Annotated in this window: 15 protein-coding genes; 5 read left to right on the plus strand and 10 right to left on the minus strand. The window is 62.1% G+C overall.

What is annotated here, in order from left to right; genetic code table 11:
• The first annotated feature begins 5 nt into the window (after nt 1-5).
• The 3 genes from ABDX87_RS01865 (at nt 6) to greB (ending at nt 3,817) form a co-directional block, all read left to right on the plus strand.
• A complete protein-coding gene (locus ABDX87_RS01865) occupies nt 6-689 on the plus strand; it encodes an ABC transporter ATP-binding protein (RefSeq protein ID WP_346831313.1) in 684 nt (227 codons plus the stop codon).
• Nucleotides 689-3,202, plus strand: a complete 2,514-nt coding sequence (locus ABDX87_RS01870; protein ID WP_346831314.1) for an ABC transporter permease — start codon at nt 689-691, stop codon at nt 3,200-3,202. The genes ABDX87_RS01865 and ABDX87_RS01870 overlap by 1 nt, the downstream gene beginning before the upstream one ends.
• 105 nt (nt 3,203-3,307) lie before the next feature.
• The gene (gene greB, locus ABDX87_RS01875) at nt 3,308-3,817 is read left to right on the plus strand and encodes a transcription elongation factor GreB (protein WP_346831315.1); all 510 of its coding nucleotides are present in this window, start codon (nt 3,308-3,310) and stop codon (nt 3,815-3,817) included.
• Nucleotides 3,818-3,889: 72 nt separating this feature from the next.
• On the opposite strand, the gene ABDX87_RS01880 is transcribed toward greB, so the two are convergent.
• The 3 genes from ABDX87_RS01880 to ABDX87_RS01890 all read right to left on the minus strand — a co-directional run bounded on the left by ABDX87_RS01880 (nt 3,890) and on the right by ABDX87_RS01890 (nt 7,721).
• Complete coding sequence (locus tag ABDX87_RS01880) at nt 3,890-6,019, minus strand: TonB-dependent siderophore receptor (RefSeq protein ID WP_431061201.1); 2,130 nt, start codon at nt 6,017-6,019, stop codon at nt 3,890-3,892.
• A 254-nt stretch (nt 6,020-6,273) separates the two neighbouring features.
• Nucleotides 6,274-6,519 carry a hypothetical protein gene (locus ABDX87_RS01885; protein WP_346831316.1) on the minus strand — a complete coding sequence of 82 codons (246 nt, stop codon included), beginning with the start codon at nt 6,517-6,519 and terminating at the stop codon, nt 6,274-6,276.
• The gene (locus tag ABDX87_RS01890) at nt 6,516-7,721 is read right to left on the minus strand and encodes an MFS transporter (RefSeq protein WP_346831317.1); all 1,206 of its coding nucleotides are present in this window, start codon (nt 7,719-7,721) and stop codon (nt 6,516-6,518) included. The genes ABDX87_RS01885 and ABDX87_RS01890 overlap by 4 nt, the downstream gene beginning before the upstream one ends.
• A 122-nt stretch (nt 7,722-7,843) precedes the next feature.
• Here ABDX87_RS01890 and ABDX87_RS01895 point away from each other — a divergent pair, with 122 nt between their 5' ends.
• Both ABDX87_RS01895 and ABDX87_RS01900 read left to right on the plus strand, forming a co-directional pair.
• Entirely contained in the window at nt 7,844-8,326 is a 483-nt protein-coding gene (locus ABDX87_RS01895) for a DUF2938 domain-containing protein (protein ID WP_346831318.1), read from the plus strand.
• 111 nt (nt 8,327-8,437) lie between these two features.
• Complete coding sequence (locus ABDX87_RS01900) at nt 8,438-9,499, plus strand: SDR family oxidoreductase (protein WP_346831319.1); 1,062 nt, start codon at nt 8,438-8,440, stop codon at nt 9,497-9,499.
• 160 nt (nt 9,500-9,659) lie between these two features.
• Here the strand turns inward: ABDX87_RS01900 and bla are convergent, their stop codons facing one another.
• The 7 genes from bla to ABDX87_RS01935 form a co-directional block, all read right to left on the minus strand.
• The gene (gene bla, locus ABDX87_RS01905) at nt 9,660-10,475 is read right to left on the minus strand and encodes a class A beta-lactamase (protein ID WP_346831320.1); all 816 of its coding nucleotides are present in this window, start codon (nt 10,473-10,475) and stop codon (nt 9,660-9,662) included.
• 167 nt (nt 10,476-10,642) lie between these two features.
• A complete protein-coding gene (locus tag ABDX87_RS01910) occupies nt 10,643-11,071 on the minus strand; it encodes a TOBE domain-containing protein (protein WP_346831321.1) in 429 nt (142 codons plus the stop codon).
• Between the two features lie 154 nt (nt 11,072-11,225).
• The gene (locus ABDX87_RS01915; protein ID WP_346831322.1) at nt 11,226-11,429 is read right to left on the minus strand and encodes a hypothetical protein; all 204 of its coding nucleotides are present in this window, start codon (nt 11,427-11,429) and stop codon (nt 11,226-11,228) included.
• 43 nt (nt 11,430-11,472) lie between these two features.
• Complete coding sequence (locus ABDX87_RS01920; RefSeq protein WP_346831323.1) at nt 11,473-13,530, minus strand: pyridoxamine 5'-phosphate oxidase family protein; 2,058 nt, start codon at nt 13,528-13,530, stop codon at nt 11,473-11,475.
• Between the two features lie 171 nt (nt 13,531-13,701).
• The gene (locus ABDX87_RS01925; RefSeq protein ID WP_346831324.1) at nt 13,702-14,325 is read right to left on the minus strand and encodes a glutathione S-transferase family protein; all 624 of its coding nucleotides are present in this window, start codon (nt 14,323-14,325) and stop codon (nt 13,702-13,704) included.
• A gap of 176 nt (nt 14,326-14,501) precedes the next feature.
• Complete coding sequence (locus tag ABDX87_RS01930) at nt 14,502-15,404, minus strand: LysR family transcriptional regulator (protein ID WP_346831325.1); 903 nt, start codon at nt 15,402-15,404, stop codon at nt 14,502-14,504.
• Nucleotides 15,404-16,324 (minus strand): LysR family transcriptional regulator, encoded by a 921-nt coding sequence (locus ABDX87_RS01935; RefSeq protein WP_346831326.1) that lies wholly within the window; start codon nt 16,322-16,324, stop codon nt 15,404-15,406. Before ABDX87_RS01935 ends, ABDX87_RS01930 begins: the two co-directional genes overlap by 1 nt.
• Between the last annotated feature and the right edge of the window lie 130 nt (nt 16,325-16,454).

The raw sequence follows: 16,454 nt of genomic DNA on the forward strand, positions 1-16,454 counted from the left end.
TCTCCATGAGCGAAAGTATTCTCAGTGCTCGGAACCTCAGCAAAGTGGTCCCAAGCACCGAAGGTGACTTGACCATCCTGCACGAACTCTCCCTGGAACTAAACAAGGGCGACACGCTGGCCATCGTCGGCGCCTCGGGTTCCGGCAAATCTACCCTGCTGGGTCTGCTGGCCGGCCTGGACTTGCCCAGCGCGGGCGCAGTGACGCTGTCGGGGCGTAACCTCAGTGAACTGGATGAAGACCAGCGGGCCAGGGTTCGCGCCGAGCACGTCGGCTTCGTGTTTCAGTCTTTTCAGTTGCTCGACAGCCTCAATGCGCTGGAAAACGTCATGTTGCCCATGGAGCTCGAGGGCCGCAAAGACGCCCGCGAGCAGGCGCGTCATCTGCTGGAACGCGTCGGTCTGGGCCAGCGACTGACCCATACGCCCCGACAGCTGTCCGGCGGCGAGCAGCAACGGGTCGCCATCGCCCGTGCCTTCGCGGCCGACCCTGACGTGCTGTTTGCCGACGAGCCGACCGGCAACCTCGACAGACACACCGGCGAGCGCATCAGCGATCTGTTGTTCGAACTGAACCAGGAACGCAACACCACCCTGGTGCTGGTGACCCATGATGAACGTCTGGCCCATCGATGCCGGCGCCTGATCCGACTTGAAGGTGGCCGTCTCGTCACCCCTATGGAGCCTTGATGGCACGTCTGCCGTTTGCCCGCCTGCTCAGCCTCGCCGCCCGCCAGTTGCTGCGCGACGCCCGCGCCGGGGAATTGCGTGTGCTGTTTTTCGCCCTCGTAGTTGCCGTGGCGGCCAGTACCGCCATCGGTTATTTCGGCTCGCGCCTGAACAGCGCCATGCTGCTGCGCGCCACCGAGTTCCTTGGCGCGGACCTGATTCTCAGCGGCTCGACCCCGGCCAGCCCTGAACAGATCGAAGCAGGAACCGCGCTCAAACTCGACCATTCTCAAATCGTGATCTTTTCCAGCGTGGTCGCGACCGACAACGGTATTCAACTGGCCAGCGTAAAGGCGGTGGATGCTGCTTATCCGTTACGGGGCGAACTGAAAAGCGCCGATGCGCCGTATCAGCCCGAGGTCACCGGTGGCGAACCGCAGGCGGGCGAAGCCTGGGCGGAAGCGCGCGTGCTGGCTGCACTCAATCTCAAGGTGGGCGACAGCATCGATGTCGGCTCCACGACACTCAAGCTCACTCGCGTCCTGACCTATGAGCCCGACCGCGCAGGCAATTTTTATAGCCTGACGCCTCGGGTCATGATCAACATGGCAGATCTGGCGGCCACCAAAGTGGTGCAACCGGGAAGCCGTGTCAGTTTTCGCGACCTGTGGCGCGGCACGCCGGAAAACCTGGCGGCGTATCGCAAAGCCATCGAGCCCGCTCTGGCCGCGAATCAGAAGATCGACGACGCCCGCGATGGCAATCAACAGATTGGCGGAGCGCTGGGCAAAGCCGAGCGTTACCTGAACATGGCCAGCCTCGTGGCTGTGCTGTTGGCGGGTGTCGCGGTGGCGCTGTCTGCCGCCCGTTTTGCCGTGCGACGGTTCGATGCCAGCGCTTTGCTGCGCTGCCTGGGCCTGTCACGCAACGAAGCCCTGGTGCTTTTCAGTCTGCAACTGGCGATGCTCGGCATCGTGGCAAGCGTTGCAGGCGCCCTGCTCGGCTGGTTCGCCCAATTGGGCCTGTTCTATCTGCTGGAAAATCTGCTGCCCGCCGCCGTTCCCCCAGGAGGATGGCTGCCTGCGCTTGCCGGGATCGGCACCGGCCTGGTCGCGCTCGCCGGTTTCGCCCTGCCGCCGCTGGCGGCGCTGGGCCGCGTTCCGCCGCTGCGCGTGCTGCGTCGCGACATGCTGCCGATTCCCGCCAGCACCTGGCTGGTGTACGGTGCGGCGCTGCTGGCCCTGGGCCTTATCATGTGGCGCCTGAGCCTGGATCTGGTGCTGACCTTCGCCCTGCTGGGCGGCGGCCTCATCGCTGCCGTGGTACTGGGCGGCGTCCTTCTGCTTGCCCTGCAAAGCCTGAGGCGTTTGCTGGCCGGGGCTTCATTGCCTTGGCGGTTGGGCTTGGGGCAACTGCTTCGGCATCCGATGGCGGCAGCCGGACAGTCGTTGGCGTTTGGCCTGATCCTGCTGTCGATGGGGTTGATCGCCCTGCTTCGGGGCGAACTGCTCGACACCTGGCAGAACCAGTTACCGAAGGATGCCCCCAACTATTTCGCCCTGAATATCCTGCCCACCGAGCGTGATCACTTTGCCGAGCGCATGGGCCAATTGTCGACCCACAGCGCGCCGCTGTACCCGATGATTCCGGGGCGCCTGATGAGCATCAATGGCGAGCCGGTCAGCAAGTTCGTGACCAAGGATTCACGCGGCGAAAACGCCACACAGCGCGATCTCAACCTGACGTGGTCCGCCAACCTGCCCGAAGGCAACAGCATCACGGAAGGCCAGTGGTGGACCAGCGACCAGCCGCCCGCCGACGACGAGATCCCGGGCGTATCGGTTGAAACCAAACTGGCCAAGAGCCTGAACATGAAGCTGGGCGATACCTTGAGTTTCGTGATTGGCGGTGCGAATCATGAGGTCAAAGTCACCAGCCTGCGCGACATCAACTGGGACACCTTTCAACCCAACTTCTTCATGATCTTCCAGCCCGGCACGCTCAAGGACGTCCCGACGACCTACCTGACCAGCTTCTACCTGGCGCCCGGCAACGACCAGCAGATCGTCGAGCTGTCCCGCGCGTTTCCCGCCGTGACCATCCTGCAAGTGGAAGCGTTGCTGGAACAGCTGCGCAGCATCCTCGATCAGGTCACGCTGGCGGTGCAGTACGTGCTCTTGTTCGTCCTGGCCGCCGGCCTGGCGGTGCTGTTCTCCGGCTTGCAGGCGACCCTTGACGAGCGCATTCGTCAGGGAGCGCTGCTCAGGGCGTTGGGGGCTAATCGGGCGCTGCTGATCAAGGCGCGTCGCATCGAATTCGGCCTCCTGGGCGCGGTCAGCGGTGTTCTGGCAGCGCTCGGCTGCGAACTGGTCAGCTTTGCGCTCTACCGCTACGCATTCAATCTGGAATGGCACCCGCACGCCTGGTTGCTGGTGCTGCCGTTGATCGGCGCCGCGCTGGTGGGAGGCGCAGGCGTGTTTGGCACCCGCCGGGCGCTGAACGCCAGTCCGCTAACGGTCCTGCGCGAAGGCTGACCCGCAAGGGTTGACCGGGGCGATGCCGACAGCAAAGATGTGGGCATCGCGCTCGGCCTCTCATCCTTGAGGCCGACCCTCGAACAGCGACCATCGAGAAATGCTTTGAGCACCAATATCAGTACCCGTGAAGGCCATACCGCCCTCAAGCAAGAACTCGATCACTTGTGGCGCGTCTACCGCCCGGAAATCACCCAGAAAGTGGCTTGGGCGGCCTCACTGGGTGACCGCAGCGAGAACGCCGACTATCAGTACAACAAGAAGCTGCTGCGTGAAATCGACCGCCGCGTGCGCTACCTGCGCAAGCGCCTGGAAGACATGCGCGTGGTGGATTATTCCCCCGAACAGGAAGGCCGGGTGTTCTTCGGCGCCTGGGTGGAAATCGAGAACGATGATGGCGACACCAAACGCTTTCGCATCGTGGGCTACGACGAAATCTACGGCCGTATGGACTACATCTCCATCGACTCACCCATGGCCCGTGCGCTGCTCAAGAAAGAGGAAGGCGATGAGGTGAAGGTGCAGACGCCCACCGGAGAAGCGATGTGGTACATCAACCACATTTCCTACAAAAACCCGCCAGACGCTGAGCCAGAGCCCGAGCAGAACGAATAACTCGGTTTGATTCGGCGACCCAGCCCATCAGCGTGAGCCGCTTCGCAGAGGCTCACGCGTTCGTGGAACGTGTCAATACTTCCAGGTCAGCGACGCCGTGACGTTGCGAGGGGCTCCGTAGTTGCTGGCGGTGCCGCTGTACAACGACGTCAGGTACTTGCGGTCGGTGACGTTGTTGAAGTTCAGCGCCGTGCTCCAGTTGCTGTCGATGTCGTAGCTGGTCATCAGGTCAACCAGTGCGTAGGCGTTCTGGCGGATGACGCTGATGTTGTCGTTCTGAATGCCGCTCTGCCAGCTGACGCGGGTGCCGATGCGGGCCTGCGGCAAGCCTGGCAGTCGGTAGGTCGCCATGCCACGGAAGCTGTGCGTCGGCACATACCGGCGCGATTTTTCGCCGTCTTCATTCTCGATATGCACGTAGGTGTAGCCCGCCAGCAGGTCCAGACCTGGCAGCGCTTCGCCCGAGGCTTCGAGCTCGATACCGCGGCTCTTGTAGTCGCCCGTGGGGTAGCGGTACTGAGAGCCGACCTGCACCGACTGGTCCAGCGCGACGACATTGCTTTGCTCGGTCTTGAATACCGCTGCCGTCAGGTTCAGGCGCTCATCCAGCACGCTGCCCTTGACGCCCGCCTCCAGGCTCTTGCCTTCGAGCGGGTCCACCGGTTTCCCATCGATACCGGCATAGCCATACTGCGGGTTATAGATTTGCGTCCAGCTGGTGTACAGGCTCCACTCCTTGTTCAGGTCATACACCAACCCGGTGTACGGCGTGACCTTGCCGTGCTCACGTTGTGCGTGGTCGACCCCATAACTCTCGCCCGTACCGTCGGTGCTGAGCATGCGCGCGCCGGCAATCCAGTGCAGGTCGTCCGCCAGACTGAAGCGGGCGCCGGCGAACAGGCTCTTCTGCCGGTCAATGGTGTTCTGGGTATTGATGTCGCTGGTGTAGAGGAATTGCGGTGGAGCCTCGGTGCCGGCCAGGATGCTGGCGAACGAGGTTTGGTAATAGCCGGTGTCCGCCGCGTCGTACTCGCGCGCCTTCTGGTGCGTGCGGCCATAGCTGGCGCCGAAGGTCAGTTCATGGTCCCGCCCGAACAGGCTGAACGGGCCGGTGACTTTCGCTTCGCCAATCAACTGGTGTGAACGGCCAGAGGTCCGGGCGGAGAAGGCTGTCGCATCGTCGTCGGTGACGCTGGCGACGTACAGCATGCTGCTGTTCTGGTATTCGGTGATGGCGGTGCCGCTGAGCGTGGCGTTCCAGCCGTTGCCGAAGTCATGGTTCAGCTCGGCAAAGACGCGCTGCGTATGAATGTTCCAGTAGGTCCACGGCTGGCCGACGTTCGAGCTGCGACTTGAGTAATGAATAGGGTTGTTATTGCCGTCGACCAAGGGCAGGTTGCCCCAGGTGCTGCCGTTCGAATCGCTGTTGTGCTGGGAGAAACCAACCGTCAGAGTGTCGGCGTCGGACAGGTCGAATGCCAGCAAGCCCGCCGCGACGTTCTTTTCGTGGCTGTAGCGGTCCATCCACGAATTGCCTTTTTCATGGGCGTAGATGAAGCGTCCGCGCACGTTTCCCGAGTCCGTCAGCGGGCCCGAAACATCCACATCGACACGACGGGTGTCCCAGGAACCCACGCTGGTGTCGATCTGCGCCTGAAAGTCCTTCGTCGGTCGCTTTCGCACGAAGTTGACCGTGGCCGACGGGTTGCCCGCCCCGCTCATCAAACCGTTCGCACCGTGCAGCACGTCGATCTGCTCGTATTCGGCCATGTCCAGATCACCGTTCAGGATGGTCTGGGTGAACGGCATGTTCATGCCGTCGAATTCGAAGCTGTTGATTTCGAAACCGCGCGAGGTGAATTCCGTTCGGTCGGATTCACTCTGCTCCACAGTCACCGACGGCGCGGAACGCAGCGCGTCCTTCACGCTGTTCATCTTGTAATCGTTGATCTGGTTACGGGTGATCGTGGTGATCGCTTGTGGCGTTTCCTTGTTGGTCAGCCCCAGCTTCGTGGTGCTGGAAGACGGCTTCCCGACATACCCTACGCTTTGCGCGTCATCCTGAGCGGCAATGTCCTGGATTTGCGTGGCGGGCAGGGTCATTTCATCGGCGGCATGCGCGAGGGAAACACTGTTGACGGCACTGGCAAAGAGCAACGTGGCGGAAACACAACGATTCAAGGTCTCGGTTCCTGGTAGCATAAAAAGAGACCGGATTCTGAATCAGAGTGAGAATGATTACTATATGTATCACTAACATTTATTCACATATTTTTCACAATCACTTCAAATGAATAGCTTAATCGTCGCCACGCGCTGCTTATGGATAGCCTTCGGGACGAAGAAGCCCGACCTAGAGGGGTCGCACAGGTATACCCCGCAACACTCAGATGGCCTTTCTTGACGCCAAGACAAACGCGGGTGAATGCAAATGCCGCAGTGACGCTCTCGCCTCCTCACGGCTGGCGTGAACCGCACGCCTTGTCGACGAACAGCGCGCAGCCTCCAGCGCCGATACACACCCCGGCGCACAGCATCACCGCCCAATGAAACGCGCTGATCAACGCCAGCCCCTGCAACGCCAGCACCTGCCCGAGCATCGCGGTCGCCATGAGGCCGCCGGTGCGGGCGATGGCGTTGTTAAGGCCAGACGCAGCGCCGGTCTGACGCGGATGAACAGACGAGAGGACCGCTGTCGTCAAGGGCGACACGGCAAGGGCCAGGCCCAGCGCAATGATCGCCAGTGCCGGAAACACTCCTCGCCAGTAATCCGCCTGAAGCCCGACACGTGCCAGCCACACAAAACCTGCTGCGACGATGCACGGCCCAACAGAAACCGGCGTACGCCGTACCGGCCCGCAAGCCCGCCCATCCAAGGCGACGTGACGGCAATGATCAGCGGCAGGGGCAACAATGCAGCGCCAGCCTCGGTGCTGGAATAGCCGCTGGCGACGATCAACACGTAAGGCAGCAGCACCATCAGGCAACCCAATGCGCCGTAGAGCAACAAGGTCAACGCGGTCAGGCTGCTAAACGTCGGCGAGCCGAACATCACCAGCGGCATCATTGCTGCAGCGCCCTTGCGGTGCTCCCAACAGATGAACGCCACCAGCAAGCCCACGCCGACGCACACGCCCGTGCCTCCCGCAGGCGTCAGACCTTCCGGCCCCGTCGCCAGGATCAGCCCCCAGGTCATCGCACCCAGCGCGACGGTCGCGAGCAATGCGCCGAGGCTGTCCAACGGCTGTCTGACCGCGGCACGCCCATCGACGCAATCGTTCTCACGCACATAGCGCCACGCGAGAAAAATCGCCGCGCTCGCCAACGGCACATTGATCAGGAAGATCATTCGCCAACTGAGCGTATCGATCAGCCATCCCCCGAAAATCGGGCCGCCAGCGCCCGTGGCGGCGCCCGCCGCTGCCCAGATGCCGGTCGCGCGGCCCCGTGCTTCACCCTGAAAGGTATCGCCGAGAATGGCCAGGCTGTTGGGCACCAACAACGCGGCACCGATACCCTGAACGAAGCGTGCCACCAGCAACACCGACAGGTTTGGGGCCGCGCCACAGGCGACCGAAGCCAGCGCAAAGGCCAAAGCGCCGACGATCAGGATACGCCGACGCCCGTAACGGTCGCCCAGTGCGCCGCCCAGCAACAGCAAGGCACTGAGCGGCAGCAGGTAGCCACCAATCAACCACTGCAGCGACTGGTGATCGCCCTGCATCGCGTGCCCGATTGCAGGCAAACCGACGTTGATCACGGAACTGTCGATGAACGCCAGACTCGACGCCAGGACACAGGTGATCAGTATCATGCGACGGCGATGATCGGTCAGTGACGGATCTGGCGCAGGGTTCATGGTCATCGACACGCTCGTACGCAAGGCAATCGGGGAAGGAGACATCGTGCTGTCGAGCGTGGCTCACAAACGGTTTTTTCGCCTGTTTCATGCGCGCCGCCGCGACAAGCTGCTAACGTGTGGCGCCACGACGAACCTATTGATAACCGACGACACCAAGGACAGACATGTTCGAATTTATCTTCCTCGCCGTTCTCATCGGCATGGGTGGCACCGCGTTGCTGGACCTCTGGGCCCAACTGCTCAAACGAACCCTCGGCTTGCCCACCCCGCCCTGGCATCTGGTGGGACGCTGGTTCGCCGGGATGCGCCACGGCCAGTTCGTGCACCGCAACGGCATCGGCAACTCGCCCGAGGTTCCGAATGAACTGAAGATCGGCTGGGCCGTGCATTACGGGGTCGGGATCATTTTCGCGGCCGCGTTGCTGATGATCTGGGGCGTGCAATGGGCGCACGCCCCGACATTCTTTCCGGCGCTGATCGTCGGGCTGGTCACGATCGGTGCGGGCTGGTTCATCCTGCAACCGGGCATGGGCGTTGGCGTTGCGTGCAATAAAGCACCCAACCCGACGCTGGCGCGCTTGCAGAATGTCATCGGCCACGTGGTGTTCGCGACAGGCATGTACTGGGCGGCGCTGTTGGTCGGCTGAATAGCGGTGGGCCCGGAACGCGTCTGATCGAGATGAACCTCTGCCCTGCTTGCGGGCTCTGAGTCTTCAGGGCCGAGACGGCTGATTCTCTTCATCTTCAAGGAGCAACCCATGACTCAGACTGCATTGGTCGTCGGCGCCAGCGGCATCGTCGGCAGCGCAACCACCCAACTGTTGCTTGCGAACGGCTGGCAGGTCGCCGCGCTTTCCCGTCACCCTTCGCAAGCTGCCGGTGTGATTCCCGTCGCCGCTGACCTGCAGGACCCTGATTCGGTCAAGCAAGCGCTCGAAGGCATCAAGCCGACCCACGTGTTCATCACCACCTGGTCGCGTCAGGCCACCGAGGCTGAGAACATCAAGGTCAACGCAGCCATGGTGCGCAACGTGCTGGATGCCTTGAGCCCTGGCAAAAGCGTCAAGCACGTGGCCCTGGTGACCGGTTTGAAACATTACCTCGGCCCGTTCGAGGCTTATGGCAAAGGGACGCTGCCACAGACGCCGTTTCGTGAAGAACAGGGCCGACTGGACATTGAGAACTTCTACTACGCCCAAGAAGACGAAGTGTTTGCCGCCGCCGAGCGCGACGGCTTTACCTGGAGCGTGCACCGCCCGCACACCGTGACCGGCGTTGCCGTGGGCAATGCCATGAACATGGCGACCACGTTGGCCGTCTACGCGTCGGTCTGCAAAGCCACGGGCAGGCCCTTCGTGTTCCCGGGCTCACGCGTGCAGTGGGACAGCCTCACCGACATGACCGACGCCCGCCAGTTGGCCAAACAACAGTTGTGGGCCGCCACCACGCCTGCGGCGGCGAATCAGGCGTTCAACGTCACCAACGGCGACGTGTTTCGCTGGAAATGGATGTGGACCCGGATCGCCGACTACTTCGGCCTGCACCCTGCGGCCTACCCGCCAAGCGTCTCGCCGCTGGAGACTCAAATGGCCGACGATCAAGCGGCCTGGACCGATATCGTGCGCGAACACGGCCTGAAAGAAGCCGACATCAACCGCCTGATCTCGCCCTGGCACACCGACGCGGACCTTGGACGCCCCATTGAAGTGATCACCGACATGTCGAAAAGCCGCGCATTGGGCTTCAAGGAGTTTCAAGCGAGCGATCAGGCGTTTTTTGACGTGTTCGACGAGCTGCGCAAGCAGCGGTTGATTCCGTAACGCCGTTGACTCCCTCTTCAATCAACTCGATACCACGGGTGGATGATCGTTCCCGCGCTCTGCGTGGGAATGCAGGGGTGGGACGCTCCGCGTCCAGGCTGAAGCAGAGCGTCGATTACTGCGTTACCACGCGGAGCGTGGGAACGATCATCATGAAGCGCTACATCTGCGCGACCAGGCGCCCTACGTCGGCCATTAGCGTGTTGATCTGATCGCCGGAGGCCTTCGCGCCGGTGTAATACACCGTGACGATCAACGGCGGACGATTCGGCGGCCAGATCACGGCAACGTCATTGCTCGCGTTGTTCGCTCCTGAACCGGTCTTGTCCCCTACCCTCCAGCCCTTGGGCAACCCGGCGCGCAGTTTCTTGTCGCCCGTCGTGTTGCTCACCAGCCAGGCGATCAGCTGGTCCCGCGAAGCACCGGACAGTACATCCCCCAGGATCAAGGAACGCAAACTCCGCAGCATCGCAATCGGCATGGTCGTGTCCTGCGGATCACCCGCGCGGTTTTCGTTCAGATCGGGTTCGCGTCGATCCAGTCGGGTGACCTGATCGCCCGTCGAACGCAACCATGCGGTCAACGCGGACGGGCCGCCAAAACTGTCCAGCAGTAGGTTGGCCGCCGTGTTGTCGCTCAACGTCACCGCCGCCTCGCAGATCGAACCCACGCTCAACCCGCCGTCACCCGTGTGTTTTTCCGTGGTCGGCGAATACGGCACCAACTGTTCCTTGCCGTACACGATCACCCGTGAAAGGTCTTCTTCCTTGCGGTCGACCCGCGCCAACACATACGCAGCAGCGAGCGCCTTGAACGTGCTGCACATCGCGAAACGCTCATCGCCGCGATGGGCGATCAGCCGCTGGCTGCCGGTATCGAGGATGGCCACGCCCAGGCGTCCGCCATGACGACGCTCCAGCTCAGCCAGTGCCTGTTCAATCGAAAAAGAGGATACGGCGCCGGGATCGGCAGCCATTAGGTTGAAACAATAAAAAGAAGGGATCGCCGCCAATGAGGCGCCAATCAGTTTCCTGCGGGTAATGGGCATACACTTCCCTGTCTTGCTTGATGGATGGACAACTGGATCGCCGTGGAGGGCAGCCCCCTACCTTGGGCGCCGTCAGGTCACGGTGATCGACGCACTCAGGCAGGCACGCCCAGAATGATGTGCGACGCCTTGATCACGGCGGTGGCGCTAACGCCCGGTTTCAGGCCCAACTCGGTCACCGCTTCGCGGGTCACGATCGAGTAGACCTCGGCGCCGCCCGCCAGCGTGACAATCACCTCGGCATTGACCGCCCCCTCGCTGACGCGGGTGACAGTGCCTTCCAGGCAATTGCGGGCAGACAGACGGAAACCGCTGGAGTCGGTCATCAGCATGACCCACGGCGCCTTGATCAGCGCAACCGCTTGCTTGCCAACGACCAGCCCCAGGCTCTTCACGCTTTGCAGCGTGACCACGGCGACCAGTTCTTCGCCGCCCGGCAGGGTCAGCACGACCTCGGCATTGACCGAGCCGTTCTGAATCTTGCTGACAACACCCTTGAACACGTTGCGAGCGCTGACTTTCATAAGCCTGACCTTGTGTGGTGGGGACGAACCGAGACACATCATCCGGTCAGACAGCGGGTCATTTCAACCCTCATCTGCGCTCGAACGAGCATCCCGGTGTGAGCGTGAGCTTCGCCCCACCCTCAGCCCCATCACGTCGAGGGCGTCACAACCATCATCGGTGGCGACTGAACGCTGAAACCGATCGCACCCAGGAAATCAGCCGCAAGGTCGTCGGGGAGTCATGCTCCTCGTGGCTTGCGGCCAGTTCCCCGGCCAGCGATGCCAGGGATTGTGGTAACAGCCACGACACCTCCTGCTCGGTGGCGTGCATCAGATTGGGATCGTCTTCTTTCTCGAACGCTGGCCATTCACTCATCGCAGTCACTCCCGTCAAACATGTTCTGCACACGCATGGATGTTTACAGATCGAGCACCAGCGGCCCTGAGGCCGGGACTGCGCAGCAGATCAGCACGTGGTCGGCCGCCGTCATTTCGGCGGGTGGGACCGGGTAATGCACCTGGCCACTGACGAGCCGGGTCTTGCAGGTGCCGCACGAACCGCCGCGGCAACTGTATTCGGGTTCGAGGCCGCGGCTCTCGGCCAGTTCCAGCAACGTCCCGCCATCGGGTTGCCAACGCGCTTCCTTGGCTGATCGCTCAAAGAGCACCGGCACCGAAACCGTGGCGGCAGGCGGCTGTTGAATCCCGGCCGTCTGTTGGTCGCGGGTGCGCTGCAGGGTCGACGGGCCAAAGGTTTCGGCATGGATTCGCTCGTCACGAACATGCATCGCCCTTAATTCGTCATACAGACCTTGTGTGAAGCTTGCCGGTCCGCAGACGTAAAAATCGAAATCGTCGAACGGCAGCAGCGCCTTGAGCAGATCCAGATCAATACGACCCGCAAGATGAAAGTCTTTGCTTAAACGGGCTTCGCGCTCAGGCTGGCTCAGCAGGCGGACAGCCGTCAGTTGTTCTCCGGCGCTGGCAACCAGTGTGTCCAATTCTTCGCGAAAAGCCAGATCCGCCAGACGACGTGCACTCTGTATGAACCAAGTGGGGCGCATGTGTCGGACGCGTTTGCCTTCATAGATCACCTCGCGCAGCATCGACAGCATCGGTGTCACGCCGATGCCGGCGCCCAACAACACCAGCGGCCGTTGCTCCCGAGGGTCCACCACAAAGCTGCCTTGCGGGGCTCGCGCTTCGATCAGGTCGCCGACCTTGTAGGCATCGTGCAAGTGCGCCGAGACCAGTCCGTCACGCTTGACACTGATGCGGAAGAAATCATCGGACGGCGCGCTCGACAGGCTGTAGGTGCGGATCACCGGTTTGGCATGCCCCTCCAGGGTCAGTCGCAACGGCAGATGCTGGCCCGCCTTGAATGCAGGCAAACCGGCGCCATCGGCTGGCTCGAAATAGAACGAGCGGATGCCTGCGCTTTCGTCTTCAATACGCGTCACCCGCAACGGGCGCCATTGGTCGCGCAGTGCATCGGCCTGAAGGCGCGCAGCGGTCTGTTCCCAATCGCCGGTCATCAGGCTATTGGGGGAGAAACCCTGGAATTCCCAGCGCGAACGCAACGCCTGAGGACGTCGAACCACGGCCTCGACCTTGACTTGCCAGAGTCGCTCGGCACCCTGAAAGGCGGCGATTTCCGGCCCGTCCAGGATCACCGTGGTACGGCCCACCAGTTGCAGCAGATCACCGGTGGTGAAGTCGATGAACACCAACCCGGCTTTCGGGTTGACGAGAAAGTTGCCCAGCGTATTGAAATGCAGGTTCCCGGCGAAGTCAGGAATCGTCAGCACGTCGCCCTCGACCCTGACGAAGCCCGGCTGCCCGCCGCGATGGGAAACGTCCACCGAGCGGTGTGGCTGCTCGCCCTCAAGGTCCACATAGCTGGCGACAAAAAAAGTATCGGCAGCACGGATCATCGCCACGGCCGCGTCGTCCAGACGGGCCATGCGTTCCATCGGCGCACGCGCCTTCACGTCAGGCAGCGCGACCTGTTTGAGCTCACGCAACTGGATGTATTGCGGACAGTTGCCGAATGAGTGCTCCACCTGCACCGTGAAACCCTGATCGCTGATCGTCTGGATATGGCCGTTGATACGGTTGCGCCGACGGGTGCGCAGGTCGATACCCAGCATGCCCACCGCCGCACCCGGTACGAACTGTGCGCCCATGGGATCGTCACGGTCGGGCAAGCGGGAAAACTGCAGATGGCGTCGATCGGGTGACGCGATGAAGCCTGCCTGCGCATCCATCAGGCTTGCCCACGGCCAGCCCTCGTCGTCCACCGCACCGATGAACATGTAGGGCAGATGCGCGTAGAACTCACGATGCTGATCGGGCATGTAATCACGAATGACTTTCTTGCCCATCACGCCCATCTGCTCGGCAACGCCGACGTGAGCTTGCAGCTCCACTTCACCGGAATGCCAGGGTGAGGGTCTTTCAAAAGAGGCATCGTTCATGACACAGACTCCCAAGGTCAGAGGGCCGCGTTTCTGCCCGTCGGCCGCAGGAAACTGGTTTGTCAGCGCACAGATCGCCAACAAACAGTACCCCTGCGGCCTTAGGCCAGAATCAAAAACAGCATCGAACTCCGTCAGCCGTTTCTCGGCACCTCGGAGGTTCCCGTCGAATCAGACCACCAGGCCTGCTTTGGTCCGGGGCATCGGCACAAAACCGTTGAGCCCTTCGATGCGCGCCAGCCAGGCGCGGACGTTCGGGTATGCCTGCAGCGAAACGTTGCCTTCCGGCGCATGGGCGATGTAACTGTAGCCCGCAACATCGGCGATGGTGGGGTGATCCGCCGCCAGGTATTCGCGACCGTTGAGGTGCGTCTCGATCACTTGCAGCACAGCGTGAGCGCGGTCGATGGTGTCCTTAGGGTCGAAACCCGCACCGAATACGGTGATCAGACGTGCGCGGGCCGGGCCGTTGTTGATCTGTCCAGCCGCGACCGCCAGCCAGCGTTGCACTTCTGCGGCACCGGCAGGATCAGCGGGTAACCATTTACCCGACGTGTCGTACTTTTTCGCCAGATACACCAGGATCGCAGTGGAATCGGCGATGATCGTGCCGTTGTCGTCAATGACCGGTACTTGGCCGAAGGCATTGATCGCCAGGTATTCCGGTGTCTTGTGCGCGCCTTTGGCCAGATCCACGAACTCGATCTGAGGGTCGAGCCCCAGCAGCGACAGCATCAACTGGGCACGATGAGAGTGGCCGGACAACGGGAAGTGATAGAGCTTGATGGCATTCATGGGTGTGGCTCCTGAGGCTGTCGTTGAGTGAGTTCAGCGCGGGAGAGGCGTTGCCGCCAGCGGGTTCACCGCGCCGATGGGTGAATACTGGGCCACGACGCCAAAGAGCAGAATAACCACAAAAGGCAATCCAGCATTTCAACCAGTGAAATGATTCGCCAAGGCCGGCGCGGTGCTCAGTGCTGCAAAACCGGGTGCTGACGCATGCGTTCAACGGCGAAGTCGACAAAACTGCGCACCCGGGCCGACGCACGCCGGCCTTCCCGATACACGAGGTGCACCGGTACAGGATCAGGCTCGAAGCCTTCAAGCACTACCCTCAGCCGACCCGCCAGGAGATGCGCATGTATTTCGTAGCCCAGGCAAGACGCGAGTCCCGCGCCGTTGATGGCGGCGCCGATAACGCCCACCTGGGTGGTGCAGCGCAGATTCGGCTTCAAGGCAACGCTGCGCAGTGAGCCCTCTCGCTGAAATCGCCACTCGAGCAGGCGGTGGCTGGCGCTGCACAACACCAGCGAATGCGCCGCGACGTCGGACGGTGTCGACGGCGCGCCGTGCCGTTCCAGGTAAGCAGGACTGGCGCAAACCATCTGGCGTACCGTCCCGACCTTGCGCGCCACCATGTAGGCATCGGGTAACGCGCCTACGAGCACGGCAACATCGACGCCTTCCTCGTGCAGATGGGGAAAGCGATCCTGATAGACCACCGACAGTTCGATACCGGGCCAGGCGTCCAGATAATCGAGAATGGCCGGGATCAGCAACTGGTCGCCGAACAACAGGGGCGTCACCAGTGTCAGCAAGCCACGGGGCTCGACATGCAGTCCGTTGGCCGAGGCATCGGCCTCGTCTGCCGCGCGTAGCAGGCGCGCACAATCGCTGGCGAACAGTCGCCCCGATTCAGTCAAGGTGACGCCCCGCGTGCTGCGCGCCAGCAGCCGCGTGCCCAGGCGCTTTTCCAGAGCGGCCAGCGAGCGACTGACAGTGGCTTCGGAGACGCCCAGTGTGCGCGACGCTGCCGCCAGCCCTTGCTCGGTGGCCACGGCGTCGAAAATGGTCATCTGTTGGTGGCGGTCCATCAGCGATGACTCCTGCCCGCCGCCTTGATCGCCGGGTCCTGCGTCATGCGCTCGACGCAATAATCGACGAAGGTGCGCACTTTGGCGGACACTTTGCGCTCCGCCTGATAGCAGACGTGTATCGGCAAGGCAGGCTCTTCAAACTCTTCGAGCACCAGCTCAAGCGCACCGCTGGCCACTTGATTGGCGACCTGATAGGACAGAACGCGGGTGACGCCCCAACCCATGGTTGCCGCCGTGATCGCGGCCTGGTTCGCCGACACGGTCAGACGCGACTGGAGATCGACGTGCACTGGCTTGCCTGCTTCCATGAACTCCCAGCGCCGGAGCAGGACGCTGGCGTGGGACACCACCAGCCGATGCTGTTTCAGGTCTTCGGGGTGTTGCGGACGCCCGTTGGCGTCAAGGTAGGCAGGCGATGCGCAAAGCACACGACGCACTTCGCCGACCTTGACGCCGTGCTGGGTGCTGTCCATCAGATGGCCGATGCGCACCGCGACATCGATGCCCTCTTCGACCATTTGCGTCACCCGGTCCAGCAACAGCGCGTTGATGCTCACGCCGGGGTATTGCTGCAGATAACCCACCACCAGCGGCATGACGAACAGCTCGCCGAAGAGCATCGACGCGGTGATCGTGAGTTGGCCGACCGGCGCGGCAATGCTCCCGCCAGCGGAGTCTTCAGCCTCTTCCAGCTCGCTCAAAATGCGACGACAGTCGGTGAGGTAACGTTGCCCCGCTTCGCTCAGGTGCACGCTGCGTGTGGTCCGTGACAACAGCAAGGTGCCGATGCGTTTCTCCAGCGCTGCGACCGCTCGGGTCACGCTGGGCGCCGACATATTCAGTCGCCGCGCGGCCGTGGCAAAACTGCGCTCCTCGCACACGGCAATGAAGACCTGCATTTCCTGAAATCTGTCCATGGATGGGCTCGGCTGTACGATGTTCTTGTAAGTGCTTGCGATAGTAGCGTTTTGAACCGGGAAACGGGCAACTCCTCCTCCCTACTTCTCGGGCGACCCATTCTTGTGGGAGCGAATTCATTTGCGAGAC

The organism is Pseudomonas abietaniphila, assembly GCF_039697315.1.
Taxonomy (GTDB): domain Bacteria; phylum Pseudomonadota; class Gammaproteobacteria; order Pseudomonadales; family Pseudomonadaceae; genus Aquipseudomonas; species Aquipseudomonas abietaniphila_B.